Below are 26286 nucleotides of genomic sequence, written 5' to 3' on the forward strand. Positions count from 1 at the left end.
TCATTTGTAAGTGAAGGAGGGAAGGAATTTGAAGTGGATTGTAAAAGATGTGGAACAGTTTGAGCAAGCAAGAGAGTATGTTGATACAGGAGTAATACCGCTGTTATCAATTTCGGCAGCAAAAGAAATGAAAATGGTTGTAGAACAAGGTGAATTTATCGAATTGTTGAGCACGGAATTGGAAAGAGAGTATAAGGGAAGAGTGCTTTTACTGCCTGCGTTTACGTATTTGGTAGAAAGTCAAAAGAATGAAAAAGGTCGTTTGCAAGAATGGACAAATCATTTACGAAGTGAAGGTTTTAAGCATATTGCTTATGTTACAAGTGATTTTTCATGGAAAGAGGATATGCAAGAGTTACAGGGAGATTTGTTTTGGTTTCCTTCATTAGCATTAGAACAATTTAGTGATCAAGCAAAAAGAGAAGTTATTCATGCACATATAAAAAATATAATGGTGATGTTGGAAGAGAAATGGGGAAACTCATAATAAACAGAAAGTTCTTATTATTATGAGTAGTATGATATTGACCTGTGCATGAGCGTATTATATCATGATAGTGTCCTAGTTTTTATTTTTTATATAATTTATCACGAGGGGACAATTTCTGATAGAGGGGGGAAATTTTCGTGAGCGAGAAAGAACATCGCGTGTCAAGAAGACAATTTTTAAATTACACACTCACAGGGGTAGGAGGCTTTATGGCTGCCGGTATTTTAATGCCGATGACGCGATTTGCGCTTGATCCGGTGTTAAGAAAAGAAGCGGGAACGGATATGGTTGCTGTTGCGCAAGTAAAGGATATTACAACAGAGCCGAAGCGTTTCGATTTTAAAGTGAAGCAGGTTGATGGTTGGTACAAGTCTGAAGAACCAAAATCAGCTTGGGTTCATAAAGATGAAAGCGGAGACATTGTTGCGTTCTCTCCAGTATGTAAACATTTAGGATGTACAGTTAACTGGAATTCGGACAAAGCACATCCGAATCAATTCTTTTGCCCATGTCACGGGGGTCGTTATACAAAAGATGGGATTAACATTAAAGGTACGCCACCCCTTGCTCCGCTTGATGTGTACGAGTCTAAAGTGAAAGATGGAACGCTGTATCTAGGAAAAGCGAAGCCAAGAGGGGGTGCAAAGTAGATGTTAAATAAAATTTATGATTGGGTGGATGAAAGATTAGATATTACACCAATATGGCGTGATATCGCTGATCATGAAGTACCTGAACATGTAAACCCGGCACATCACTTTTCTGCATTCGTCTATTGCTTTGGAGGACTTACCTTTTTCGTTACTGTAATTCAAATTTTATCTGGAATGTTTTTGACGATGTATTATGTGCCTGATATTAAAAATGCTTGGGAATCAGTTTACTATTTACAAAATGAAGTTGCTTATGGGCAAATTGTTCGTGGTATGCACCACTGGGGTGCTAGTCTCGTAATTGTAATGATGTTTTTACATACACTCAGAGTTTTCTTCCAAGGTGCGTATAAAAAGCCCCGTGAGTTAAACTGGATTGTTGGTGTTCTTATTTTCTTTGTTATGTTAGGTCTTGGTTTTACCGGATATTTATTACCGTGGGATATGAAAGCTTTATTTGCTACAAAAGTAGGGATTCAAATTGCAGAGCAAACACCGCTCATTGGTCCTTATATTAAAACATTACTCGCTGGTCATTCCGAAATTGTTGGCGCTCAAACATTAACTCGCTTCTTTGCTATTCACGTCTTCTTCTTACCAGCAGCACTTCTAGGTTTAATGGCCTTCCACTTCATCATGATTCGCAAACAAGGTATTTCCGGTCCACTATAAGAGATTGCTAAATTAAAGGGGAAAGAACTAAAGGAGGGAGATTATGCATCGCGGCAAAGGGATGAAGTTTGTAGGAGATTCTCGGGTACCAGTAGCTCGGAAACCAAATATTCCAAAAGACTATTCTGAATACCCAGGGAAAACAGAAGCATTTTGGCCGAACTTCTTGTTAAAAGAATGGATGGTTGGTGCAGTTTTTTTAATCGGTTATTTATGTTTAACAGTGGCGCATCCGTCGCCGCTTGAGAGAATGGCGGACCCAACAGATGCTGGATATATACCACTTCCAGATTGGTATTTCTTATTCTTGTATCAGTTATTAAAGTATTCGTATGCTTCCGGTTCATTTACTGTAATTGGAGCATTTATTATGCCAGGGATTGCGTTTGGAGCATTACTGTTAGCTCCATTTCTTGATCGAGGTCCAGAAAGACGTCCATTGAAGCGTCCTGTGGCAACTGGATTTATGCTTTTAGCAATTGCATCGATTATCTTTTTAACTTGGGAATCTGTAGCACACCACGACTGGGAAGCTGCAAAAAAACAAGGAGCAATTGTAAAAACAGCGCCAGTTGATAAAAATGATGATGGCTATAAATTAATGCAAAAAAATACTTGTTTAACATGTCATGGTGACAATTTACAAGGCGGGGCAGCAGCACCGGCACTGCAAAACTTAACTTTAAAGCCAGAAGAAATTGCTAAAATTGCGAAAGAGGGAAAAGGTTCAATGCCTAAAGGTGTATTTAAAGGTACGGATGAGGAACTGAAGAAGCTTTCGGAATTCGTTGCAAAGTATAATAAAAAATAATAAAAAAGCTGACTACAAAATTTGTAGTCAGCTTTTCTATTTAGTTGGATGAAGTTTGTTATAATAGAGTAGGATTTAGTGAATGAATTACTTTGCTTGAAAGGTGTTGGACATACGGATTGGTGTACTTGTATGCAATGTTAAGACAACGCTCGGTATTATTATTTTTATTAATTGTTAACTTATTAGGTACAATTTATGGATTTATATGGTACGGAAATCAATTGAAAGAAACGTCACCTATATTTTGGCCGTTTGTACCAGATAGTCCTATGGCGACTCTCTTTTTTGTCTTTGTTTTAATTGCTTTTTTGGCAAAGAGAAACTGGGGATTAATAGAAGCGTTAGCGATTGTAACTTTAATAAAATATGGTATTTGGGCTGTTGTTGTAAACGCGATTATGATTTACGTAAAAGGGCCTATAGGCCTTATGGGCTACATGTTAATGCTTTCGCACTTCGCGATGGCAATACAAGGATTTTTATATGCTCCATTCTATCGTATAAAAAAATGGCATTTTATAGTAGCAGCTGTGTGGACGTTGCATAACGATGCAATTGATTATTTATTTTGGCAAATGCCGCGATATGGAATTATGCATTTGTTTGTAGAGGAAATTGGTTATTTTACGTTTTGGTTAAGTATTGCTGTACTATGTATTACATATTATTGTTGCTTACGTGAGCAAAGAAAACAATTTTCTTTATGATGGTTAGAACATTTAGGGGGAGAACATGGAGAAAAATAAGAGTGGTACAAAAATATTGGATCGATTGATTACTTTAGTTGTTTCATATAGCATAGCATTTTCTATTTTTGCACTCGCAACAATGGCAGTTGTATATGGAAAATGGTTGTATTATTTTGAAATTGATTTTTTAAATATTCCTGATTTAGCGGATATGACGAAGGATGAAATTAAAAGAAATTACGATGTGCTTATTACATATTTATCCCCGTTTTATGACGGAGCATTACATTTGCCCACATTAGATATGTCCACAAATGGCCGTATTCATTTTGTAGATGTTAAAAATATTTTAGTAAAGATTCAATATGTGATGTATGCGACAATTATGATTGCAGTGATAGGCGGAATTTATTTATTAAAAAAGAAAAATGAAAAGTTTTTACTGCACGGATCGATTTTAACAATCATTTTTCCGATAGCGCTTATGTTACCAATTGCTATTAATTTTGAAAAGAGTTTTGTATTATTCCATAAACTTTTATTTAGTAATGATTATTGGGTTTTTGATCCTGAAAAGGATCCAATTATATTAATGTTACCAGAAGAGTTCTTTATGCATGCTGCGTGTGCTATTTTATTATTCATTTTAGGTGGGAGTATACTTTGTTACAGCTTATATAGATATCTCGTAAAAAAGAAAAGGATGTCACAGAAAAAATTCTCTGCTTAAAGAGAATTTTTTTCTTTGTAAAACGATAATATATTTTTCGGTCTAGTTCTGTTCTATTCTTGTCCAAATTAACATATTTTGTACTAGTAGTTAAGGGGGGACCGGGATGAAGAGAACATTAATTGGATTGATAGCATTTCTAATTATAATGTTTCCGTTACGTATATATGCTGAAGAGTGGAATGAGCTAACAGGGTTGTTAGACGACTCGTTACAGTTAGTGAAGCGTAATGAAGATGAAAAAGCGGTACAAGTATTACAACATTTCTCGGAGCAGTTTTTAATAAAGGGGAATGAAAAGAAGCAGGAAGTAACACCAGATCAAGTTAGAGTTATTTCTTTAGCTTACGATAAGGCGCAACAATCGCTCTCTGAAGAAGGTTTAGGTAAGCAAGCTAAAATTGATAATGTGCTGGCATTACAACTTGCTGTTGATGCACAAGTATCGAAATATCAACCACTTTGGATGGAAAGAGAAAGGAAAGTAATGGATGCCTTTTCTCAAATGGAAAAAGCGATGGAAAAAGAAGATGCTGGGCAGTTTCAACAAACGTTAAATACGTTTTTAAATGAATTCAATATTATTTATCCAAGCTTAATGATTGCTTTGCCAGAAAACGAGGTCCAGCGTGTAAATGTTCATTTATCTTATTTAGATGAATTTCGTAACGTTATGTTAAAAACGAAAGGCGGCCAAATGCAATTAGGGATTATTAAAGGGGATTTGCAAAAGATATTTCACACAGTAAAAAAAGATGAAATTGCACCCTCTCTCATTTGGTTTATGACAATTACTGGGGGACTTATTTTATTCACATTAACTTATGTTGGATGGAGAAAGTATAAAGGAGAGAGAGAAAAAAGAAAAAGTAATGTACATTCTAAAAATAGATAATGCAATAAATAAAGATATGGATTGTAAGGTTTATTCATTGACAATAGTGGCAGAAGAAAATAGAATGAGAAGTACTATAATTAAAACTTCAATGGAGGTTCATGATGTTTTATTTAATTTACTTCGCGATCATAATGATCATACCGTTGTATGCACAGTCAAGAGTACGTAGTGCCTATAGCAAGTATTCACAAGTTTATTCAACATCAGGTATGACAGGAGCGGAAGTGGCTCGAAAAATTTTAGATGAAAATGGATTATACAACGTAGCTGTCGAAGAAACACCAGGTCATTTATCAGACCATTATGATCCAACCGCTAAGACGGTTCGATTATCAACAGATAACTATTATGGACATTCAGTTGCTGGTACAGCAGTTGCAGCACACGAAGTAGGACACGCAATTCAAGATGCACAAGATTATAACTTTATGCGTATTCGTCATTCGTTAGTTCCTGTGGCTAATTTTGGATCGAATATATCATGGGTATTTATTATGATTGGTATATTTGCGACAATGTCAAAACTATTGTTATTAGGTATCATTTTAATGGCAGCAGGTGTTGTGTTCCAGCTCGTTACATTGCCAGTTGAGTTTGATGCGTCAAAGCGCGCAATGCAACAAATTGAAGCGTTAGGTATTGTATCAACAGATGAATATGGGCAAGCTCGTAAAGTATTAAATGCGGCAGCATTAACATATGTAGCAGCTGCAGCTGTAGCGGTATTTGAATTATTACGTCTCGTATTAATGTATACTGGTATGCAGCGTAGCGACGACTAAAGACTATCAATTTTGATAGTCTTTTTTTGTTGTGTGGATTGAATTATATAATGTATTGCAAATAGAAATAATAGAAGTAATGCGGAAAGGTGGTGGGGGAAATGAAATATCCAGACCATTTAGTAAAACAAGTGCAAAAGCGTAGTGCTCCTTATCAACTAGAAGGTTTTTTAAGTGGACAAGGTCCTGAAAATCCCAAATTTATGTTGTTAGGAGAAGCACCTGGTGAAACAGAAATTCATAATGGGATTCCGTTTAGCGGGAGGGCGGGAAAACAATTAATGGTTTTTTTAGAGCGTATCCACGTTACAAGGGAAGAAGTATATATTACGAGCGCTGTTCGGAGTAGACCTTATAAATGGCGAGAGAAAAAAGAACGAAATGGTGAAATCATACAAAAAAAGTATAATAGAACGCCAAATCAGGGAGAAATAGTTGCCCATGCGCCTTTGTTAGATTATGAATTAGAGAAAATACATCCGAAGCTTATCGTCACGCTTGGAAATATCGGTCTTCAACGTTTAACAGGAAAAAATAAAAAAATCACAGATGTACACGGGCAATTATTAAAACAGCCCATTCAAAAATTAAAGGATATGCAAAGTGCAGAGTTTACATGGTCAGAGAAAGAATATCATGTTTTTCCGACTTTTCATCCAGCTTCCATTTTTTATAATCGGAGTTTATTGGAGCTTATTCATGAGGATTTTGAGAAGCTTAAAAGACTTGTAATAAAAAACTAGAAAAGCTAAGGCGCTTTTCTAGTTATATTTAATTATGTAAAGGGTTTTTATTTTCATCTAACGTAAACCCTTCACCAACTACATCATGTACATCACTTACAGCGACAAAAGCATGAGGATCTACAGAAGTAATGATATTCTTTAATTTCACGATTTCATTTTTAGCAACAACGCAATACAATACATTACGTTCCACTTTTGTATACGATCCAACAGCTTTTAAAAAGGTTGCTCCGCGCTCCATTTCAGATAAAATTTTGGCAGCAATTTCATCGTTTTTCTCTGAGATAATAGTCGCTCCTTTGGCAGCATAAGCTCCTTCTTGCATAAAATCAATGACTTTAGCACCGATAAAAACAGCAACTAGCGTATACATGCCCTCACGGTATGATAAATAGGTAAGAATAGAGACGACGATAACGACAGCATCAAACATAAACATTGTTTTCCCCATACTCCAGCCAACATATTTGTGCGCTAGTCGTGCGATAATATCTACACCGCCAGTAGTCCCGCCATATTTAAATATTATTCCAAGGCCGATACCGATAAATGCCCCGGCGAATAAAGCTGCGAGTGTCATATCATTTTGCAAGTTTAAATGTAAGTTGAGTACTTCGTAACGCTGGAAAATCCATAGAAATAAAGATACGCTAAAGGTTCCAATTAATGTATATAAAAATGTCGTTCTGCCAAGTAACCTCCAGCCAATAAAAAATATAGGGATATTTAAAATTAAGTTTGAGTAGGAAGGATCAAACTTAAATAAAAAATACAATAATAGTGTAATACCAGTAAACCCACCCTCTGCAAGGTGGTTTTCAATATTGATATTGACAATACCGAAAGAAAATATAGCGGAACCAATTAAAATAAAAATAATATTTCGCATCTTCAATTTTGATGTCATATAGAAATCCCCCTAATTATGTAATGATTGCATTGCTCCGCTGAAACGGTAAAACATAATAATAAGTAATTTCTAGTTGCTAGTGAAAATAGTAAGAACCTGATTGATGTGGGCTGATTTTTTGTGAAAAGTGCAAAAGAAAGTTTCACTTTATCCCGCTCTAAAGGCTGATAGGAGATGAAGCAAAGAAGAGGGGCAAACCAGCCGTAGGAACCCGATTGGTGTGGGCTGATCTTTTGCAAAAATCGCAAAAGAAGTTTCACTTTACCCCGTACCAACGGCTGGTAGGAGATAAACCTCTGAAGAAAGGCAAACCAGCCGTAGGAACCCGATTAGTTCAACTAATCTTTTGCAAAAAAATCACAAAAGAAGTTTCACTTTATTATAGTCTATCCAAAAATGGGTCGCAAATAGGTGTTTGGCGGGGAATAATATTTGTCAAATCGCGATGAATTGGCTAACATGAAAGAGGAAGGATTAGAGGTGAATAGTATGGAAGCAAAAACGATGAAAGATATGCAGAAAGAAGTAGATGCATATATTGGTCAGTTTAAAGAAGGTTATTTCAGTCCGCTTGCAATGATGGCTCGTTTAACGGAAGAAATGGGAGAGCTTGCAAGAGAGGTAAATCATTATTATGGTGAGAAACCGAAGAAAACAACTGAAAAAGAAAGAAGTATTGAAGAAGAGCTTGGAGATGTATTATTTGTTATGATTTGTATGGCAAATAGTTTAAATATTGATTTAGAGACAGCACATAACATTGTAATGAATAAATTTAATACACGTGATAAAGATCGCTGGACACGTATTGATGAGGGAGAGAAAGAATAATGAAAGAAATTAAAGTAATTATCGCCGGACCAAGAGGACGTATGGGACATGAAGCAGTCCTTCTTATGGAAAGAACGGAACATTTTAATTTAGTAGCAGCAGTGGATTATAAGCATGGTGGTGAGAAGATTTCTGATTTACCTGGCATGCCAGCATTACATGCGCCGATTTACGCTGATTTACATACTTGTTTAGATGAAGTAGAAGCAGATGTGTTGTTAGATTTAACAACACCAGAAGTGGGGAAACAACACGTTACACTTGCAGTTGAGCGTGGACTTCGTTCGGTTATTGGTACAACTGGATTTACAGAAGAAGAATTGACACGTTTAACAGAGAATGCAAAAGAAAAAGCAGTAGGAACAATTATTGCTCCAAACTTTGCAATTGGTGCAGTTCTTATGATGAAATTCTCACAAATGGCAGCGAAATATTTCCAAGATGTTGAGGTAATTGAATTACATCATGATCAAAAATTAGACGCACCATCTGGTACAGCTGTAAAAACGGTAGAGTTAATTCGCCAAAATCGTGAATCAAAGCAGCAAGGTCATCCAAATGAAGTAGAGCAACTAGCAGGTGCACGAGGTGCAAATGTAGACGGTATTCACATTCATAGTGTACGTTTGCCAGGGCTTATTGCACACCAAGAAGTAATGTTTGGTGGAGATGGACAAATGTTAACAGTTCGTCATGATTCATTCAATCGTGCATCATTTATGTCAGGTGTAAAACTATCAATTGAGACAGTAATGAACCTTGATCATCTTGTGTACGGTTTAGAAAATATTATCGACTAAAGGGGAGACAACGGATGAAAATTGCCTTAATCGCACATGACAAAAAGAAAAATGATATGGTTTCGTTTGCATACGCATATAAACCAATTTTTGAACAACATGAATTATTTGCAACAGGAACGACAGGGCTTCGCATTATGGAAGCGACTGGATTAGTTATAACAAGATATCAATCTGGCCCTCTTGGTGGAGATCAAGAAATTGGTGCAATGATTGCAAAGAACGATTTAGATATGGTGATTTTCTTCCGCGATCCATTAACAGCACAGCCGCATGAACCGGATGTGAATGCATTACTTCGTTTATGTGATGTATATGCGATTCCACTTGCAACGAATATGGCAAGTGCTGAAATGTTAATGCACGCATTAGAGCGAGGAGATTTAGATTATCGTAAGTTAAGAAAATGAGGGGAACAATTATGAGTGGATTACATATATTAGCGTTTGGTGCTCATGCCGATGATGTTGAAATCGGCATGGCTGGTACCATCGCTAAATATACAAAGCAAGGGTATGAAGTAGGTATTTGTGATTTAACAGAAGCTGATCTTTCTTCAAATGGAACGATAGAGTTGAGAAAAGAAGAAGCGAAGGTCGCAGCTCGTATAATGGGAGTAAAAACGAGGCTGAATTTAGCGATGCCAGACCGTGGTTTGTATATGAAAGAAGAGTATATACGTGAAATTGTCAAGGTGATCCGTACATATAAACCAAAACTAGTTTTTGCGCCGTACTATGAAGATCGCCATCCAGATCATGCAAATTGTGCAAAGCTTGTGGAAGAGGCTATTTTTTCAGCAGGAATCCGTAAATATATGCCGGAACTTTCACCACATCGTGTGGAGTCTTTTTATAATTATATGATTAATGGTTTTCATAAACCGAATTTTTGTATAGATATAAGTGAGTACCTCTCTATAAAGGTGGAAGCATTAGAAGCGTATGAAAGTCAGTTTTCAACAGGGAGTGATGGTGTTAAGACACCGTTAACAGAAGGTTACGTTGAAACTGTGATTGCTCGTGAGAAGATGTTTGGAAAAGAAGTTGGAGTCTTGTATGCCGAGGGATTTATGAGTAAGAAACCGGTTTTATTACATGCTGATTTATTAGGGGGATGTAAATGAAATTAAAAATAGGTATTACATGTTATCCTTCTGTAGGTGGTTCTGGAGTTGTTGGAACAGAATTAGGAAAGCAATTGGCGGAACGTGGGCATGAAATTCACTTTATTACATCGGGTTTACCATTCCGGTTAAATAAAGTATATCCAAACATTTATTTTCATGAAGTGACGGTAAATCAATACTCTGTATTTCAATATCCACCATACGATTTAGCGTTAGCAAGTAAAATGGCCGAGGTTGCACAAAGAGAAAACTTAGACATTTTACATGTGCATTACGCAATACCACATGCAATTTGTGCATATTTAGCAAAACAAATGATCGGAGAGCGTATTAAAATTGTTACAACCTTACATGGAACAGATATTACTGTGTTAGGTTCCGACCCTTCGTTAAATAATTTAATTCGTTTTGGTATTGAGCAATCGGATGTTGTTACTGCTGTCTCGCATTCATTAATTAACGAAACACATGAGCTTGTAAAACCAAGTAAAGAAATTCAAACGGTATATAACTTTATAGACGAACGTGTATATTTCAAGCGTAATATGTCTCAATTAAAGAAAGAATATGGTATAAGTGAGAGTGAAAAAGTACTTATTCATATTTCGAATTTCCGTAAAGTGAAACGTGTGCAGGATGTTGTTCAGGCATTTGCTAAAATTGTTAAAGAAGTAGACGCGAAGTTGCTTCTTGTTGGAGACGGACCAGAATTCTGTACGATTTTACAGATAGTGAAGAATTTACATATTGAAGATCGCGTTTTATTCCTAGGGAAGCAAGATAATGTTGCAGAACTACTTGCGATGAGTGATTTAATGTTGCTTCTATCAGAGAAGGAAAGTTTTGGTCTTGTTTTATTAGAAGCAATGGCGTGTGGTGTACCTTGTATCGGAACACGGGTTGGAGGTATTCCAGAGGTTATTCAACACGGGGAAACAGGATATTTATGTGAAGTTGGCGATACAACAGGAGTGGCAAATCAAGCTATTCAGCTATTAAAGGACGAGGAACTTCACCGTAATATGGGAGAACGAGCAAGAGAAAGTGTTTATGAGCAATTTCGCTCAGAAAAAATTGTTTCACAATATGAAACGATTTACTATGACGTACTAAGGGATGACAAAAATGGAAAGATTTAAAAAAGCTAGTTCTATTATTGAGACATTAAAGCAACAAGGACATGAGGCTTACTTTGTTGGTGGGAGCGTACGAGATCTTATTATCGATAGGCCGATTGGAGATATTGATATTGCGACATCTGCTCTACCAGAAGAAGTGATGGCTATATTCCCAAGAAATGTTCCTGTTGGTCTTGAGCATGGAACTGTAATTGTTGTAGAAAATGGTGAGCCCTATGAGGTAACTACTTTTCGAACAGAAAGCGAATATGAAGATTTTCGAAGACCTAGTAGTGTTCAATTTGTTCGTTCATTAGAAGAGGATTTAAAACGTCGTGATTTCACGATGAATGCAATTGCTATGACAGAAGAAGGCAAAATGGTCGATTTATTTGCTGGACAGGAAGCCATTCAACAGAGAGAAATTGTGACAGTTGGAAATGCTGCGGATCGTTTTCAAGAAGATGCCCTGCGAATGATGCGTGGTATTCGGTTTGTAAGCACGTTAGGTTTTTCATTAGAAATGAAAACGAAGCAAGCGATTGAAACGTATGGGCATTTGCTAGAACATATAGCAATTGAGCGTATTACAGTAGAGTTTGAGAAACTGTTAACTGGTACATATTGTGTGAAAGGTCTCAAAGAATTAGTAGAGACGAAGCTATTTTCTCATTTGCCATATTTACAAATGTCAGAAGAGAGACTGTTAAAAGCTACGCAGTATAAATGGGATTCTTTCGAAACGGATATTGAGGCGTGGGCATTTTTCTTATATTGTATCGGGGAAGAACATCCATCTGTCTTTTTACGTCAATGGAAGTTTTCGAATAAAAAAATAAAAGATATTGTTGCAGTTTTATTGACAATCCGTACTAGAAAGGAGAAGGATTGGGATACAGTCCTTCTTTATAAAACGGGAATTCATATCGCTGAAATGGCAGAGAGAGTATATGAAGCGATGATTGAACGCTATGACCCTACATCTGTTGAACGAGTACAATCAATGTTTCATGCATTGCCAATCCAGGAGCGTCAAGAAATGAATGTGACTGGTAATGATTTATTAAACTGGGCAAACAAAAAGCCTGGTCCGTGGGTTGCTGAGATGCTTCAGAAAATCGAAGAAGCAATCGTACAAGGAAACGTAGTTAATGAGAAAGAGCGTATAAGGGAGTGGCTACAAGGATGCAATCTACTATAAGAAAGCAGTTATTGCAAGTTTTTTCTGAAGCGGATGGCGAGTTTGTATCCGGCCAAACAATTAGTGATAAACTTGGTTGTTCAAGGACTGCTGTGTGGAAACATATGGAGGATCTGCGGAGTGAGGGATATGAACTTGAAGCTGTGCGTCGATTAGGTTACCGAATTGCAAGTAAGCCAGACAAAGTGACCGCTAATGAAATTCAGTTAGGGCTACAAACGAAGCGGATTGGTAGAACAGTGTATTTTGAAGAAACTGTTGAATCAACGCAGCACATTGCAGCAAAACTTGCTTATGAAGGTGCAGAAGAAGGAACAGTCGTTGTAGCAGAAGAACAAACAGCGGGAAGAGGTCGTTTAAGCAGAAAATGGCATTCACCAAAAGGAACAGGGATTTGGATGAGTATTATTTTACGCCCATCAATCCCAGTTCATCATGCACCGCAACTTACTTTGTTAGCGGCCGTTAGTGTTGCACAGGCAATTGAAAAATGCACGGGTGTAAACGTAGGAATAAAATGGCCAAATGATATTTTAATTCAAGGTAAAAAGGCTGTAGGTATATTAACAGAAATGCAAGCGGATCTTGATAAAATTAATGCTGTCATTATGGGCATCGGTATTAATGCGAATCAAAAGCAAGAACATTTTGATGAAGAAATTCAGCACATTGCTACTTCATTAGCGATTGAATCAGGTAAGCCGATTGTTCGTGCAGAACTTATGCAACAAATCTATTTACAACTAGAAAAATTATATGAAGAGTATTTACAAAATGGTTTCTCTGTCATTAAAATTCTTTGGGAAAGTTACGCTGTGAGCATCGGGAAAGAAATTACCGCTCGAACGATGAGAGAGACAATTACGGGGTTAGCAAAAGGAATCACAGAGGATGGTGTATTACTTCTGGAGGATCATGAGGGGAAAGTACATCATATTCATTCTGCAGATATTGAAATTAAGTAAAAGAAGTTCCTCTTTTGGAACTTCTTTTTATTTCAATAGTTTTGAGTTGAATTTGTAACATGATAATAAATTTTTTTCATATTTAAAGTTCATTTCAAAATATCTTCCGCCTAATTGGCAGGGCATGTTATTTGACGATTACTTTGCCTGCCATTCCTTTAAGAAGATGGTATCGACATATTAATTCATATGTACCAGTATTTTTAGGTTTCACGGTAATATTCTTTTCTTTTCCTGACTCGATTACGACGTCAATGCCGAGTTTTTTCACTGTAAAGGTGTGCTCGTTTTTACCTTTATTTTTCAATAGTAATGTTGTTGATCCTGCAAGCGGAATCGTGATAACATTTGGATTAAAGTAATCATCATTTAGTTCAACCTCAATCACTTTCGTTAAATCGGTGGGGGGTGTTACGACAGTAACTGAGGCAAATACATGGGAGGATCCTAAAGACATCCACCATACAATCATTACAAGCAAACTGCTGAATCGAAATAACCACCTGTTCATAGACATCTGCAATTCTCCTTTGTTAAGTACTTTCCTCAATTAACCTGCATCATTAGTTTAAGAGTTATACTATACAGTTAAATGGATTACAGAAAAAATTAACTTGGACTTTTTTAGCATGCGTTGAAAAAACATGTATCTTTTCAGGATAGAATTCTCCATAAAAACTGTATAGCATATATACTCTCGTGTTAAATTTCATATACCGTAATAAGAATAAAAAATTATTTTTTCAAAAAAATGTAGTAATTCCTTTTTGTAGTTTGCTATAATTAGTTCGAATGTGGGCAGTATCAGAGCGAACTGCACCATGATTCGAAGTCATACGAAAAATAATAACTTGGATTCTGCCTTGATCCAATAACGGACTGGGACAGAGGGATGAATAATGCCGACTAACACACAACCCTTCTGCCCTTTTATGGTCAGAGGGGTTTTTTATATGATTTCGGCCATCTCCTCTCTCCTGCATAAAGGAGGAGTAGTTTTTGAAAACAAAAACAGATTTTTTGAAGATGAAAGAGCAAGGTGAGCCGATTACAATGCTAACGGCGTATGATTATCCATCTGCTAAATTAGCAGAAGAAGCTGAAGTTGATATGATTCTAGTTGGAGATTCTCTTGGAATGGTTGTACTCGGATACGATTCAACAGTACCTGTAACAGTAGAGGATATGATTCATCATACGAAAGCTGTACGCCGTGGAGCGAAAGAGACGTTTATTGTAACTGATATGCCATTTATGTCGTATCACGTATCATTACAAGAAACGATGGTGAATGCACGTCGCATCGTTCAAGAGAGCGGGGCACACGCACTGAAGGTAGAAGGTGCTGGAGAAGTTATATCGACGATTCAATATTTGACGAACGCAGGAATTCCTGTTGTAGCGCATTTAGGTTTAACCCCTCAATCGGTAGGAGTGTTGGGTGGATATAAAGTGCAAGGAAAAGATGCGGAGAGTGCAAAAAAATTAATAGAAGATGCAAAGAAATGTGAAGAAGCTGGTGCAATAGCGCTTGTGTTAGAATGTGTACCAATGCAGTTAGCAGAACTTATTTCAGAGCAACTAACAATACCAACAATTGGGATTGGTGCAGGACAAAAAGTAGATGGACAAGTGCTTGTTTATCATGATCTTATCTCATACGGCGTAAATCGTGTTCCGAAATTTGTGAAGCAATATACGTCTGTTCAAGAGGAGATTGTGCGTGGGATTTCACAATATGTTACTGAAGTAAAGACAAGGCAATTTCCTGAAGAAAAACATTCGTTCACAATGAAAGAGGAAGAATGCTTATCGTTATACGGAGGAAAACAATAATGAAAATCGTAACTACAGTGCAAGATATGCAGCAAATTACAAGCGAACTTCGTGCAAGTGGAAAGAGTATTGGTTTTGTTCCAACAATGGGTTATTTACATGAAGGCCATGCTACTTTATTACGTAAGGCAAGAGAAGAAAATAAAATTGTAGTTTTAAGTGTATTTGTAAACCCGCTACAATTCGGCCCAAATGAAGATTTAGATCGATATCCTCGTGATATTGATAGAGATGAAAATGTAGCAAAAGAAAACGGTGTAGATTATTTATTTTATCCGAGTGTAGAAGAAATGTATCCAGCAGAACAAACAACAACAGTAGAAGTTGTGAAGCGCACGGACGTATTATGCGGTCAACAAAGACCTGGTCATTTCGCTGGTGTTGCAACTGTACTGATGAAACTATTTAATATTACGGTGCCAACGCGTGCTTATTTCGGTATGAAAGATGCTCAACAAGTTGCAGTAATTGAAGGATTTGTAACTGATTTCAATATTCCAGTTACAATCGTACCAGTTGATATTGTAAGGGAAGAAGATGGTTTAGCGAAAAGTTCTCGTAACGTGTACCTATCACAAGATGAACGTGAAGAAGCTCTTCATTTATACCGCAGCCTATGTATAGCGAAAGAAAGAATTGAGGCAGGTGAACGTAATCCGGAAATCATTACAAATCTTGTGAAAGATTATATTGAGACGCATACGAAAGGCACTGTAGATTATGCGGATTTATATGCATATCCGTCATTAACAATGGTAGAGAAAGTCGAAGGAAGAATCATTTTAGCTATTGCAGTTAAGTTTGAAAATGTAAGATTAATTGACAATATAACATTAACGGTTAAATAAGGGGGAGCATCTATGTTTCGCACAATGATGAGAGCAAAGTTACATCGTGCAACTGTAACGGAGGCAAATTTAAATTATGTAGGTAGTATTACAATTGATGAAGACTTAATGGATGCAGTAAATATTGTAGAAAACGAAAAAGTCCAAATTGTAAATAATAATAATGGTGCTCGCTTAGAGACATACGTTATTAAAGGGGAACGCGGTAGTGGTGTTGTTTGTTTAAACGGTGCTGCGGCAAGACTTGTACAACCAGGGGACAAAGTAATTATTATTTGTTATGGGCTAGTTACGGAAGAAGAGATTCATACACAAGAACCAAAAATTGCAGTACTAGACGATAATAATCAAATTATTGAAATGTTAGGTGCTGAAAAAGCGGGTACGATATTATAAGTAGAAAGGCTATCTCCATTGCGGAGATAGCTTTTTTGTGCATCTTTTCATTAAGATGAGATAAAACGTGGTATAGTAACATTATATAAATTATTGTTGTTTGAAAGGTAAGAAATTGAGGTGTTACATATATGAGTAAGCGTTATGTCGTTGTTGATTTAGAGACGACAGGGAACTCCTGGAAAGATGGGAAGGATAAAATTACCCAAATTGCAGCTGTTGTAGTAGAAGATGGAGAGATATTGGAGATTTTTTCGTCTTTTGTTAATCCAAAGAGAGAGATCCCACCATTTATTACAGAATTAACAGGGATTGATGAAAGTCTTGTAAAACAAGCCCCGTTATTTCAAGATGTAGCCCCGATGATTGTTGAGCTATTACAAGGTGCGGCTTTCGTTGCGCATAATGTTCACTTTGATTGGAATTTTTTAAATGAAGAATTAAGGCAAGCTGGATATACAGAAATACATTGTCCGAAAATCGACACGGTTGAATTGGCTCAAATTCTTTTGCCGACAGCCGATAGTTATAAATTACGTGATTTAGCTAAGAAGCATGAACTAGAGCACGATCAACCACATCGTGCGGATAGTGATGCTCTTGCAACAGCGGAATTATTTTTACAATTTTTAAATGAAATTGAAAAGTTACCACTTGTCACGTTGCAATCGCTTTATGAATTAAGTGATGTGTTCCAAAGCGATATAGCTGATGTGCTTTCTGAAAATATTTTAAAGAAAGTAATGCACGGTAAAGAAGATATAGCGGAGTATGAAATACATCGAAATATTGCGCTGAAAAAGCGGAACTATTCCTTAAACCTTGGAGAAACGTGTTCATCAAAGTTTGATGCTTTCTTGAATAAAACGATGGATAAATTGGAATCACATATGCCAAAGTTTGAAAGAAGAGAAAGTCAACAACTGATGATGAAAGAGATATATACGGCGTTAAGAGATTCTCGTTTTTCACTAATTGAAGCCGGTACAGGAACAGGAAAGACTCTCGCTTATTTGCTTCCTAGTCTTTATTTTGCAAAGAGAAAAGAAGAACCTGTCATTATAAGTACACAAACGGTACAACTCCAACAACAAATATTAGAAAAAGAAATTCCGTTATTACAAAAAATAATGCCATTTTCATTTGAGGTAGCTCTTCTAAAAGGAAGAAAGCATTATTTATGCTTACATAAATTTGAGTATGCTTTGCAAGAGGAAGAAAAAAATTATGATATGGCACTTACAAAGGCGAAGATTTTAGTTTGGCTATTGCAAACTGAAACAGGTGATCGAGACGAATTAAATATTCCTGAGGGCGGAAAGTTACTTTGGAATCGTATTTGTAGCGATGCGTATAGTCCAGGCGGTATGCAAAGTAATTGGTTTAGTCGTTGTTTTTACCAGCGAGCGAAGAATAAAGCTTTATTTGCAGATATCGTTATTACAAATCATGCGTTATTATTTCAAGATTTTTCAAGTGAAGAACCGTTGTTTGCTTCATGCGAACATATTATTTTTGATGAAGCTCACCATATTGAAGAAGCCGCGAGTAGAACATTGGGTGAACAGTTCTCTTGTATGTATTTTCAATTGGTTATATCTCGTCTTGGGACACTAGAAACAGAAGATGTACTCTCCAAAGTATATAAAATGATGAAAAAATCAGAGCAAGCATCTCGTTCAACTTTCCGTATGATAAGTTATAGTTTGAAGGAACTTAAGTTTGATGCGGATGAACTCTTCCAAATGTTACGTACTTTTATATTTAAACAAACAAAGCAAGAGCAAGGAACGAATAATATGCCGCTCATCTATAGGTATAACGCAGAACTAGAAAAAGGTAAGTTGTGGGATAGTATCGTCGAATTAACAAATCGTTTTATATATGAATTAAGAAGGGTAGTAACTGCTCTTGAGAAGCAAGTGGATATATTGCAAAGTAAGTTAGAATGGGAGATGCATGTTGTAACAGGTGAATTTATGCATTTAATTGAGTTGCTGAGAAAGATGGCAGAATCATTACAGTTACTCGTATTAGAAAAGAATTCGTATGTAACTTGGATGGAGACTGAAACGAAAGGGACGATTCATTCAACAGTTCTATATGCACAGCCTGTTCATATTGGTGAAAGATTTGCTGATGAATTTTTAACAGAAAAAAAGAGTGTTATTTTTACATCCGCAACACTAACAGTTAACGATACGTTTGATTATATAAAAGAGGAACTTGGTTTACATGATTTCGCTCCAAATACTTTAAAGGTTCCGTCGCCATTTCGTTATGATGAACAGATGAAATTAATGGTGTCAACGGATGTACCTTTTATTAAGCAAGTAAGTAATGAGCGATATATTGAATCTATATCGGAACATATTGCAAAGATAGCGAAAGCCACAAAAGGCAGAATGCTCGTTTTATTCACTTCGTATGAAATGTTAAAAGAAGCGGATGCGAATTTAAAAAATAATGATGAATTAGAGGGTTATTTATTACTCACCCAAGTGTGAATAATAGAAGTCGAAGCCGCTTAATTCGAAAGTTTCAAGAGTTCGACAAATCAATTTTATTAGGGACGAGCAGTTTCTGGGAAGGAATAGATATTCCTGGAGATGCCTTAAGTTGTCTTGTTATAGTCCGTCTACCATTTACACCTCCTCATCAGCCGATGATGGAAGCGAAAGGTGAGTGGCTAAAAAATCAAGGTGAAGATGTATTCGCTAAATTAGCGCTCCCACAAGCAATATTACGTTTCAAACAAGGATTCGGCCGCTTAATTCGAACGAATACAGATACAGGAACGGTAGTAGTGTTAGATCGTCGTTTGACGAGTTCTTCCTATGGAAAACGATTTCTACAATCGATTCCTAACGTACCTCTTTATGAAGGACCATTAGAAGAATTGTTAGTACAATTAGAAGAACCATCAAATGAATAAAAATGGAAGAAAAATACGCCTGAAGTACTTATAAACTTCAGGCGTAAAAAATGTGGGTAGGAGGAATTTTATTTTTCTTACTTCTTGTATACAAAATGTGTTGGTTTTCGACTTGAAACCTTTTTTTGCTGTACATGTCCTGCTATAATAGATGGGTGATGAAGCAGGGGTTGTAAAGAATGTACTCTTATTGTAACCGCATTGCGTTCTTCTATAATTAGAAATTTTTGTGTAACGGAGGAGTTTTTTCATGGATAAGAAAATCGAAGTACTATCAACGACGCGTATTAAATATTCGTCGGATTTGTATAAAATTGTTGATAGTTTAAATCGTACGTTAAAAGAGCAGGACCTCATGTTCGGACTAGCATTAGACGAAAAAGATAAAGAAACAGCTGTATTTACGATTTACAGAACGTAGTGATACAATGAAAAAGTGGATCTTTGCAATCATTATTGTTATCGTTGCTAGCGGAATATATGGGGCGTATGTTTATAATAAAGCGATGGGAAAGAAAATTCCAAAAGAGTCGAAATTTGTAGAAATTGCTAAAGAAAAAGCAAAGCTTACAAAGGTGAAATCTGTTGATTATTACAACGGAAAATCTGCATATATAGTCGTGCAAGGTACAGATGAAAAGGGAGAACAACTTATCGTTTGGGTGCCTGAGAAAAAAGGGGATACTGTAGTAAGGAAAAAGAGCGAAGGTATTTCTGAAAAAGAGGCTATACAAAGAACAATAGAGCAAGTCGGCAATGAAAGTAAGGAATCAAAAAGTAAGCCGAAAGAGATTATGAAAGTGAAATTAGGCTTTGAAAATGATGTACCACTATGGGAAGTTACATATATTGATGATGACAATCGTTATAGTTATTACTATCTTGAATTTAAAGATGGAAAATTTTTAAGACGATATAGCATTGAAAAATAGATGTAGGGGGAACTACAAATGAAATTAGCAAAGCGAGTAGCTGCTTTAACACCGTCTTCAACTTTAGAAATTACAGCAAAGGCACAAGCACTAAAAGCAGAGGGTCATGATGTAATTGGATTAGGGGCAGGGGAACCTGACTTTAATACACCAGAGCATATTATGGATGCTGCACATAAAGCGATGTTAGAAGGGCATACGAAGTATACACCAACAGGTGGATTACAATCGTTAAAACAAGAAATTGTGAAGAAATTTACTCGCGATCAAGGTATTGCGTATGATCCATCTGAAATTATTGTATGTAATGGTGCAAAGCATGCATTATATACATTATTCCAAGTATTACTTGATGAGGGAGATGAAGTTATCATCCCAACTCCTTACTGGGTAAGCTATCCAGAGCAAGTAAAGCTTGCTGGCGGTAAGCCGGTTTATGTAGAAGGTTTAGAAGACAATGAGTACAAAATTACAGCAAAGCAGCTGCGTGAGGCAATTACAGAGAAAACGAAAGCAGTTATTATTAATTCACCGAGCAATCCAACAGGAATGATTTATAGCAAAGAAGAATTACAACAGCTTGGAGAAGTATGTTTAGAACATGATATTTTAATCGTTTCTGATGAAATTTATGAAAAATTAATTTATGGTGGCGTAGAATATACTTCAATTGCCCAGCTTTCTAATGCATTAAAAGAACAAACACTTATTATTAATGGTGTATCTAAATCTCATTCTATGACAGGATGGCGTATTGGATATGCTGCAGGAAATAAGCAGCTTATTAAAGCAATGACGAATTTAGCGAGTCATAGTACGTCAAACCCTACTTCAATCGCTCAATACGGCGCAATTGCGGCATATACAGGCTCACAAGAACCTGTGGAAACAATGCGTCAAGCCTTTGAAGAGAGATTAAACATCATTTATGATAAATTAATTCAAATCCCTGGCTTTACTTGTATTAAACCGCAAGGGGCATTTTACTTATTCCCTAACGTAAAAGAAGCTGTAGCTTTATCAGGATATGCAACAGTTGATGATTGGGCAAAAGCTCTATTAGAAGAGGAAAAAGTGGCTCTTGTACCAGGTACAGGATTTGGTGCTCCAAATAATGTTCGTTTATCATATGCGACATCTCTTGAACAAGTAGAGAAAGCATTAGAGCGCATCCATACATTTATGAAAAGTAAAGTGCAAGCTTAATTTTATATTTCATTCATGTAATATAAAAAACCTCCCTATTAATGGGGAGGTTTTTTTGACGGATTGTGGCAAAAAGAAATAGCTAAAGGTGTGTTATACTAGAGAGCGAGGTGTTTGGTGATGAAAAAGAAAATGATGTTACAGTGGTTTGAGCAGGGAAGCATTGCAATTCCAAAATTACTTATGATGCATTATAAAAAATTAGGTTTAAATGAGACGGAATTTATGGTTGTACTTCATGTACACACATTTTTAGAATCAGGTAATTCGTTTCCGACTCCTTCAGAGATTTCTGAACGGATGACGATAACGGAAATGAAATGTATGGAAGTAATTCAGACGTTGATTCAAAAAGGTTTTTTATCACTAGAAGGTGGACAAAGATCAGAAGCGATGATGTGCGAAAGTTATTCTTTACAACCGTTATGGGAAAAAATATTACATTTCTTAATGGATGAATCAATAGAGGAAGAGCAAAAAGAAAAAAAACAGCTACAAGTAAATTTATATACAGTATTTGAAAAAGAATTTGGAAGACCACTTTCGCCGTTCGAATGTGAAACGTTAGGGATGTGGGAGGACCAAGATCAACATCATCCAAATTTAATTCAAGCGGCTCTTAGAGAAGCTGTAATGAGTGGAAAACTAAATTTCCGATATATTGATCGTATTTTATTTGAGTGGAAAAAGAATGGAATTAAAACGGTAGATCAGGCTCAAAATCAAGGTCAAAAATTTAGAGCGAATCAACAAAGGGCACAACAAATGACAAAACAAGAGACGAAATTTACTGGAAAAGTGCCTTTTTATAATTGGTTGGAGCAGTAATATAGGAGGAAAAATATGCTTAACAAAACGCAAATCCGTTATTGTTTAGACACAATGGCGGATATGTATCCAGAAGCACATTGTGAATTGGTTCATGATAATCCATTTGAACTTGTAATCGCGGTGGCGTTATCTGCACAATGTACGGATGTACTTGTAAATAAAGTGACAAGAAATTTATTTCAAAAATATAAAACACCAGAAGATTATTTAAGTGTTTCTCTAGAAGAATTACAACAAGATATACGCTCTATCGGATTGTATAGAAATAAAGCAAAAAACATTCAAAAATTATGCCGAATGTTATTAGATGACTATAATGGAGAAGTACCGAACGATCGAGATGAACTTACGAAATTACCAGGTGTAGGAAGGAAAACAGCGAATGTTGTAGTTTCCGTAGCGTTTGGAATTCCGGCAATTGCTGTTGATACACATGTGGAGCGAGTGAGTAAACGATTAGCTATGTGTAGATGGAAAGACTCTGTGTTAGAAGTAGAAAAAACATTAATGAAGAAAGTACCAATGGATGAGTGGGGAGTTACACATCATCGTATGATTTTCTTTGGACGTTATCATTGTAAAGCACAACGACCGCAATGTGAGGAATGCAGACTGTTAGAAGTATGTCGTGAAGGAAAGAAGCGAATGAAGGTGAAATAAAGGATGGAACGAGTTATAGAAATACCGAAAGAATTTCACTGTTTACCATTTTTTAAAGAAAGTGTAAATTTAATTAAGTATCATACAGACAATTCTTTTGAAGAGATAATACAAAATACTTACTTTATATTTGATATTGAAAGACAGTATGAGCCATGGAAGGAAATTGAAAACAGCATTCCAGTGATGTTGAATGTATGGAAAAATAAGCATGAAGACATTGCTATACTGTTTCGAAATAGAAATAAGCAAGAGGCTGAGGGACCAATGATTCTTTTTGCAGCTCACTTGTTATCGGTTGTCTATTGGCTAAATGAACAACCTGTTCATAGTTTGAATGAAATGCAAATAAATACGAATAAATTAAAAGTGCAACCTGTTAATTTTATGGAAAGATATTCATTCATTATAAAGAAACCGAGTAATTATCATTCTTATATTCAATTAGCGCAGTTGTATATCGAAATAGAAAAGCTGTATGTAAAGAAAATGATAACAAAAAAGAAGTCCGCTTCTCGTTAAGAGAAACGGACTTCTTTTTTGTATATTAGGACTCTGTTGTAACAACAGCACCGTCTGCGTGAGGTGTATCTCCTCCGGGATTTTGGTGTTGCTGTTCTTGTTGTTTCTTAGCCTCTTCTTCAGCTTTTTTCTTGGCCTCTTCTTCAGCTTTCTTCTTAGCTTCTTCTTCAGCTTTTTTCTTAGCTTCTTCTTCAGCTTTCCTTCTAGCTTCCTCATCAGCTTTCTTTTGAGCTTCTTCTTGCTGTTTACGTTGTTGTTCTTGCTGTTGTTCTTGTTGTTTCTTAGCCTCTTCTTCAGCCTTTTTCTTAGCTTCGTCTTGTTTTACTTTATCTTCATTAGCCTTTTTCTGGGCTTCCTCATCAGCTTTTTTCTTAGCTTCTTCATCGGCCTTTTTCTTAGCCTCTTCTTCAGCTTTTTTTGCATCTGGAGTTCCGCCAGGCGCAGTGAAGGATGCACCAACTGCTGGGCTTGTGCCAGTACCTTTTTTCGCTACTACAGAGAAGCTGTAAGTAACACCTGGTTTAATACCACCAAGAGTAGCTGTCGTACCACTTATTGATAGGCTACCACTTGAACCGTCAGTTGCTTTATAGCTGGCTGCATATGCATCAACTTCTGCTGGTCCAGACCAGTTTAGTGTAACTGTGCTAGCGCCATCAAAAGTGACATTCAGACCACTAGGGGCATCTACTTTAATTTGTTTAATTGCATCTTTTTTCGCACCTTTTACGTATAACTCTCCGTTTATTTCTTGTACAGAAGAAGGACGTTCAAAGCGTGATTTATCTGTAGCGAATTTGCTCATCATTACTTGGAACATTTGCTGTGCAATTCTAGTGGAGCGATCGCTAACATAATTTTTTGGACCATCTTTTTCGTAACCGGTCCAAACAGCCATTGTGTATTGTGGCGTATATCCAGCAAACCAGCTATCTCTGTTTGCATCAGCTGGGATGTCATATTTTTGAAGAACTGATTCATCAAAGTTTTGTGTTCCTGTTTTACCTGCTACGTCAACACCTGAAACGTATGCTGTTGGACCTGTACCACCAGAACCAGGTTTTACTACGTCACGAAGAACGTCAGTAACCATATAAGCTGTATAGTCTTGCATTGCGCGATGTTCTTTCGGTTTAAAGCTTTTCTTTTTCCCGTCCGGGAAGGTTACTTCTTTTACGAAGTGTGGTTTATTATAGTTACCACTATTACCAAAGGTTGCATATGCACCTGCTACTTCTAATGGAGAACTATCGTTACTACCGATTGCTGTTGATTCGTAGACTTTTCCTTCTTTAAAGGTCATGCCTAAACCTTCAGCAAATTCTTTTGACTTATTAAGACCAACTGTTTGTGCTGTCTTTAAAGCTGGAATGTTTAATGACTTTTTCAAAGCTTCACGTAGTGAAACGTCACCTTTGTAACTCTTTGTTGCATTTTGTATTTTCTTACCATTGGAATACGTATACTCTGAGTCGTTTAATTGATGGTATGTAGACCATTGTAAATTTTCAATTGCCGGACCGTAGTCGAAAATTGGTTTCATTGTTGAACCAACTTGGCGTTTTAAATCAGTTGCCATATTATGACCTTTGAAAGTAGACTTACTTTCTTTACGTCCAGCACCAATTGCTCGAACTTCTCCAGACTGTGTATCCATAAATACGAATGACCCTTGGAATTGATCGTCCGGATACTTAATAAGATTGCCATCCATAATTTTGTCGGCGTAATCTTGAGCATCTTGATCAAGTGTTGTATGAATCGTTAAACCATCTGAACCGATATTTACATCAGGATATTCTTTTTCAACTTCTTTTACAACCGCATCTAAAAATGCTTGATACTTCATCTCAGTTACTTCTGAAGACGGTTGAAGGCCCTCAGTTACTGGAATCTTAACGGCGTTATTCATTTCTTCTTTTGTTATATAACCATGTCGATTCATTAATGATAATACGACATTACGACGATTTGTTGCTCGTTCAACATTTTCCTTTTTTGTTGGATCATAAATGTTTGGACCTTGGGGTAAACCAGCGAGCATAGCAGCTTCATGTAATTGCAAGTCTTTTAAATCTTTACCATAATATTTTTGCGCTGCTGTCGCAATACCGTATGAACGGTTACAGCCCTTTCCGAACGGGAAAGCCCATCGCCTTTAGGCATGGGATGAAAGTGAGGTTGGATACGGAGTACCACTAAAAATCGCTAAGTTTGTGGTACTTTAAGTATCCAAAATATTGGTATCTTTTGTGGTGTAGTTTAAAAGTAAAACTGATACAATGTGAATATGATAAATGATTATAGAAGAACCAAAACAACTGTGTCATTAATTAACTACCATTTTGTGTTTTGCCCGCGATACAGAAGAAAAATTTTTCTTAACACAAAAGTAGAAGAACGTTTCAAAGAGTTGGTTCAAGAAATATGCGGAGAAATGGATGTTGCTATTGTCGCAATGGAATGCGACAAAGACCACGTTCACTTGTTCTTAAATACACTACCAACACTTAGTCCTGCTGACACAATGGCGAAAATTAAAGGAGTGACATCGAAGCGTTTGAGAGGAGAGTTTCCTCATCTTCAACACTTGCCAAGTCTATGGACACGTTCCTATTTTGTTTCTACTGCTGGAAATGTATCGACTGAGACAATTAAACAGTATGTTGAAAATCAAAAGACGAGGGGGTGA

The 26286-nt window shown here is 36.5% G+C and carries 28 protein-coding genes and 2 pseudogenes; 27 read left to right on the forward strand and 3 right to left on the reverse strand.

Translation table 11 applies throughout. From position 1 onward, the window contains the following. Window positions 1-28: 28 nt before the first annotated feature. The 9 genes from BC_RS07545 to BC_RS07585 all read left to right on the forward strand — a co-directional run bounded on the left by BC_RS07545 (window position 29) and on the right by BC_RS07585 (window position 6471). Window positions 29-487: a YpiF family protein gene (locus BC_RS07545; RefSeq protein ID WP_000871313.1), complete on the forward strand. Its 459-nt coding sequence runs from the start codon at window positions 29-31 to the stop codon at window positions 485-487. 140 nt (window positions 488-627) lie between these two features. Beyond that, entirely contained in the window at window positions 628-1140 is a 513-nt protein-coding gene (gene qcrA / locus BC_RS07550) for a menaquinol-cytochrome c reductase iron-sulfur subunit (protein WP_001290418.1), read from the forward strand. Further along, entirely contained in the window at window positions 1141-1815 is a 675-nt protein-coding gene (gene qcrB, locus BC_RS07555) for a menaquinol-cytochrome c reductase cytochrome b subunit (protein ID WP_000932700.1), read from the forward strand. A 43-nt stretch (window positions 1816-1858) separates the two neighbouring features. Next, a complete protein-coding gene (gene qcrC / locus BC_RS07560) occupies window positions 1859-2626 on the forward strand; it encodes a menaquinol-cytochrome c reductase cytochrome b/c subunit (RefSeq protein WP_000554603.1) in 768 nt (255 codons plus the stop codon). 119 nt (window positions 2627-2745) lie between these two features. Next, on the forward strand, window positions 2746-3336 hold the full coding sequence (locus BC_RS07565) for a DUF1405 domain-containing protein (protein WP_025709269.1): 591 nt from the start codon (window positions 2746-2748) through the stop codon (window positions 3334-3336). A gap of 25 nt (window positions 3337-3361) precedes the next feature. Next, window positions 3362-4048, forward strand: a complete 687-nt coding sequence (locus BC_RS07570) for a TIGR01906 family membrane protein (RefSeq protein ID WP_000414368.1) — start codon at window positions 3362-3364, stop codon at window positions 4046-4048. A gap of 106 nt (window positions 4049-4154) precedes the next feature. Further along, complete coding sequence (gene ypjB, locus BC_RS07575; RefSeq protein WP_000831584.1) at window positions 4155-4943, forward strand: sporulation protein YpjB; 789 nt, start codon at window positions 4155-4157, stop codon at window positions 4941-4943. Window positions 4944-5044: 101 nt separating this feature from the next. Then, on the forward strand, window positions 5045-5728 hold the full coding sequence (locus BC_RS07580; protein ID WP_011109966.1) for a zinc metallopeptidase: 684 nt from the start codon (window positions 5045-5047) through the stop codon (window positions 5726-5728). Between the two features lie 101 nt (window positions 5729-5829). Further along, window positions 5830-6471 (forward strand): uracil-DNA glycosylase, encoded by a 642-nt coding sequence (locus BC_RS07585; protein WP_000876878.1) that lies wholly within the window; start codon window positions 5830-5832, stop codon window positions 6469-6471. Between the two features lie 28 nt (window positions 6472-6499). Here the strand turns inward: BC_RS07585 and BC_RS07590 are convergent, their stop codons facing one another. After that, the gene (locus BC_RS07590; protein ID WP_000202121.1) at window positions 6500-7381 is read right to left on the reverse strand and encodes a YitT family protein; all 882 of its coding nucleotides are present in this window, start codon (window positions 7379-7381) and stop codon (window positions 6500-6502) included. Window positions 7382-7873: 492 nt separating this feature from the next. Here BC_RS07590 and BC_RS07595 point away from each other — a divergent pair, with 492 nt between their 5' ends. From BC_RS07595 to BC_RS07625, 7 genes are read left to right on the forward strand one after another with little or no spacing between them, the layout of a single operon-like run. Then, on the forward strand, window positions 7874-8215 hold the full coding sequence (locus tag BC_RS07595; RefSeq protein ID WP_002108639.1) for a nucleotide pyrophosphohydrolase: 342 nt from the start codon (window positions 7874-7876) through the stop codon (window positions 8213-8215). Then, window positions 8215-9015 (forward strand): dihydrodipicolinate reductase, encoded by an 801-nt coding sequence (gene dapB, locus BC_RS07600; protein WP_000658813.1) that lies wholly within the window; start codon window positions 8215-8217, stop codon window positions 9013-9015. Before BC_RS07595 ends, dapB begins: the two co-directional genes overlap by 1 nt. Before the next feature lie 14 nt (window positions 9016-9029). After that, on the forward strand, window positions 9030-9425 hold the full coding sequence (gene mgsA, locus BC_RS07605) for a methylglyoxal synthase (RefSeq protein ID WP_000684761.1): 396 nt from the start codon (window positions 9030-9032) through the stop codon (window positions 9423-9425). An 11-nt stretch (window positions 9426-9436) separates the two neighbouring features. Next, window positions 9437-10141 (forward strand): bacillithiol biosynthesis deacetylase BshB1, encoded by a 705-nt coding sequence (bshB1, locus tag BC_RS07610; RefSeq protein ID WP_000015673.1) that lies wholly within the window; start codon window positions 9437-9439, stop codon window positions 10139-10141. Continuing rightward, on the forward strand, window positions 10138-11283 hold the full coding sequence (gene bshA / locus BC_RS07615; RefSeq protein WP_000768305.1) for an N-acetyl-alpha-D-glucosaminyl L-malate synthase BshA: 1146 nt from the start codon (window positions 10138-10140) through the stop codon (window positions 11281-11283). The genes bshB1 and bshA overlap by 4 nt, the downstream gene beginning before the upstream one ends. Beyond that, window positions 11270-12463, forward strand: coding sequence for a CCA tRNA nucleotidyltransferase (locus tag BC_RS07620; RefSeq protein WP_000439321.1), 1194 nt, complete (start codon window positions 11270-11272; stop codon window positions 12461-12463). Before bshA ends, BC_RS07620 begins: the two co-directional genes overlap by 14 nt. After that, window positions 12448-13428 (forward strand): biotin--[acetyl-CoA-carboxylase] ligase, encoded by a 981-nt coding sequence (locus tag BC_RS07625; protein ID WP_001192061.1) that lies wholly within the window; start codon window positions 12448-12450, stop codon window positions 13426-13428. The genes BC_RS07620 and BC_RS07625 overlap by 16 nt, the downstream gene beginning before the upstream one ends. Before the next feature lie 127 nt (window positions 13429-13555). Here BC_RS07625 and BC_RS07630 read toward each other — a convergent pair whose 3' ends face one another. Then, window positions 13556-13945, reverse strand: coding sequence for a cupredoxin domain-containing protein (locus BC_RS07630; RefSeq protein ID WP_000062387.1), 390 nt, complete (start codon window positions 13943-13945; stop codon window positions 13556-13558). A 482-nt stretch (window positions 13946-14427) separates the two neighbouring features. On the opposite strand from BC_RS07630, the gene panB reads away from it, so the two are divergent. The 10 genes and pseudogenes from panB (at window position 14428) to BC_RS07680 (ending at window position 23594) form a co-directional block, all read left to right on the forward strand. Beyond that, window positions 14428-15264 (forward strand): 3-methyl-2-oxobutanoate hydroxymethyltransferase, encoded by an 837-nt coding sequence (gene panB, locus BC_RS07635; RefSeq protein WP_000851109.1) that lies wholly within the window; start codon window positions 14428-14430, stop codon window positions 15262-15264. Next, window positions 15264-16112: a pantoate--beta-alanine ligase gene (panC, locus tag BC_RS07640; RefSeq protein ID WP_000706996.1), complete on the forward strand. Its 849-nt coding sequence runs from the start codon at window positions 15264-15266 to the stop codon at window positions 16110-16112. Before panB ends, panC begins: the two co-directional genes overlap by 1 nt. Before the next feature lie 12 nt (window positions 16113-16124). Next, window positions 16125-16508, forward strand: a complete 384-nt coding sequence (panD, locus tag BC_RS07645) for an aspartate 1-decarboxylase (protein ID WP_000490184.1) — start codon at window positions 16125-16127, stop codon at window positions 16506-16508. 131 nt (window positions 16509-16639) lie between these two features. Next, window positions 16640-19443: pseudogene (gene dinG / locus BC_RS07650) on the forward strand (ATP-dependent DNA helicase DinG). 250 nt (window positions 19444-19693) lie between these two features. Then, on the forward strand, window positions 19694-19864 hold the full coding sequence (locus BC_RS07655) for a YpmA family protein (protein ID WP_000358352.1): 171 nt from the start codon (window positions 19694-19696) through the stop codon (window positions 19862-19864). Window positions 19865-19871: 7 nt separating this feature from the next. Further along, window positions 19872-20375 carry a DUF5590 domain-containing protein gene (locus BC_RS07660; RefSeq protein ID WP_000758739.1) on the forward strand — a complete coding sequence of 168 codons (504 nt, stop codon included), beginning with the start codon at window positions 19872-19874 and terminating at the stop codon, window positions 20373-20375. A gap of 18 nt (window positions 20376-20393) precedes the next feature. Beyond that, window positions 20394-21581 (forward strand): aspartate transaminase AspB, encoded by a 1188-nt coding sequence (gene aspB / locus BC_RS07665; RefSeq protein WP_000761572.1) that lies wholly within the window; start codon window positions 20394-20396, stop codon window positions 21579-21581. Between the two features lie 120 nt (window positions 21582-21701). Next, window positions 21702-22409, forward strand: a complete 708-nt coding sequence (gene dnaD / locus BC_RS07670; RefSeq protein ID WP_000728552.1) for a DNA replication protein DnaD — start codon at window positions 21702-21704, stop codon at window positions 22407-22409. Between the two features lie 15 nt (window positions 22410-22424). After that, window positions 22425-23072, forward strand: coding sequence for an endonuclease III (nth, locus tag BC_RS07675; protein ID WP_000933034.1), 648 nt, complete (start codon window positions 22425-22427; stop codon window positions 23070-23072). 3 nt (window positions 23073-23075) lie between these two features. Beyond that, a complete protein-coding gene (locus BC_RS07680) occupies window positions 23076-23594 on the forward strand; it encodes a YpoC family protein (protein WP_000442652.1) in 519 nt (172 codons plus the stop codon). Window positions 23595-23619: 25 nt separating this feature from the next. Here BC_RS07680 and BC_RS07685 read toward each other — a convergent pair. Further along, window positions 23620-25722: pseudogene (locus BC_RS07685) on the reverse strand (penicillin-binding transpeptidase domain-containing protein); the annotation flags it as partial. 162 nt (window positions 25723-25884) lie between these two features. Here BC_RS07685 and tnpA point away from each other — a divergent pair. Continuing rightward, complete coding sequence (gene tnpA, locus BC_RS07690) at window positions 25885-26286, forward strand: IS200/IS605 family transposase (RefSeq protein ID WP_000606465.1); 402 nt, start codon at window positions 25885-25887, stop codon at window positions 26284-26286.

The sequence above is a fragment of the Bacillus cereus ATCC 14579 genome (genome assembly GCF_000007825.1).
Lineage (GTDB): Bacteria > Bacillota > Bacilli > Bacillales > Bacillaceae_G > Bacillus_A > Bacillus_A cereus.

Coding starts and splice junctions, on each gene's coding strand:
- qcrB (WP_000932700.1), top strand. CDS start 1,141: ATGTTAAATAAAATTTATGATTGGGTGGATGAAAGATTAGATATTACA.
- qcrC (WP_000554603.1), top strand. CDS start 1,859: ATGCATCGCGGCAAAGGGATGAAGTTTGTAGGAGATTCTCGGGTACCA.
- BC_RS07570 (WP_000414368.1), top strand. CDS start 3,362: ATGGAGAAAAATAAGAGTGGTACAAAAATATTGGATCGATTGATTACT.
- ypjB (WP_000831584.1), top strand. CDS start 4,155: ATGAAGAGAACATTAATTGGATTGATAGCATTTCTAATTATAATGTTT.
- BC_RS07580 (WP_011109966.1), top strand. CDS start 5,045: ATGATGTTTTATTTAATTTACTTCGCGATCATAATGATCATACCGTTG.
- BC_RS07585 (WP_000876878.1), top strand. CDS start 5,830: ATGAAATATCCAGACCATTTAGTAAAACAAGTGCAAAAGCGTAGTGCT.
- BC_RS07590 (WP_000202121.1), bottom strand. CDS start 7,381: ATGACATCAAAATTGAAGATGCGAAATATTATTTTTATTTTAATTGGT.
- BC_RS07595 (WP_002108639.1), top strand. CDS start 7,874: ATGGAAGCAAAAACGATGAAAGATATGCAGAAAGAAGTAGATGCATAT.
- dapB (WP_000658813.1), top strand. CDS start 8,215: ATGAAAGAAATTAAAGTAATTATCGCCGGACCAAGAGGACGTATGGGA.
- mgsA (WP_000684761.1), top strand. CDS start 9,030: ATGAAAATTGCCTTAATCGCACATGACAAAAAGAAAAATGATATGGTT.
- bshB1 (WP_000015673.1), top strand. CDS start 9,437: ATGAGTGGATTACATATATTAGCGTTTGGTGCTCATGCCGATGATGTT.
- bshA (WP_000768305.1), top strand. CDS start 10,138: ATGAAATTAAAAATAGGTATTACATGTTATCCTTCTGTAGGTGGTTCT.
- BC_RS07620 (WP_000439321.1), top strand. CDS start 11,270: ATGGAAAGATTTAAAAAAGCTAGTTCTATTATTGAGACATTAAAGCAA.
- BC_RS07625 (WP_001192061.1), top strand. CDS start 12,448: ATGCAATCTACTATAAGAAAGCAGTTATTGCAAGTTTTTTCTGAAGCG.
- BC_RS07630 (WP_000062387.1), bottom strand. CDS start 13,945: ATGTCTATGAACAGGTGGTTATTTCGATTCAGCAGTTTGCTTGTAATG.
- panC (WP_000706996.1), top strand. CDS start 15,264: ATGAAAATCGTAACTACAGTGCAAGATATGCAGCAAATTACAAGCGAA.
- panD (WP_000490184.1), top strand. CDS start 16,125: ATGTTTCGCACAATGATGAGAGCAAAGTTACATCGTGCAACTGTAACG.
- BC_RS07655 (WP_000358352.1), top strand. CDS start 19,694: ATGGATAAGAAAATCGAAGTACTATCAACGACGCGTATTAAATATTCG.
- BC_RS07660 (WP_000758739.1), top strand. CDS start 19,872: ATGAAAAAGTGGATCTTTGCAATCATTATTGTTATCGTTGCTAGCGGA.
- aspB (WP_000761572.1), top strand. CDS start 20,394: ATGAAATTAGCAAAGCGAGTAGCTGCTTTAACACCGTCTTCAACTTTA.
- dnaD (WP_000728552.1), top strand. CDS start 21,702: ATGAAAAAGAAAATGATGTTACAGTGGTTTGAGCAGGGAAGCATTGCA.
- nth (WP_000933034.1), top strand. CDS start 22,425: ATGCTTAACAAAACGCAAATCCGTTATTGTTTAGACACAATGGCGGAT.
- BC_RS07680 (WP_000442652.1), top strand. CDS start 23,076: ATGGAACGAGTTATAGAAATACCGAAAGAATTTCACTGTTTACCATTT.
- tnpA (WP_000606465.1), top strand. CDS start 25,885: ATGATAAATGATTATAGAAGAACCAAAACAACTGTGTCATTAATTAAC.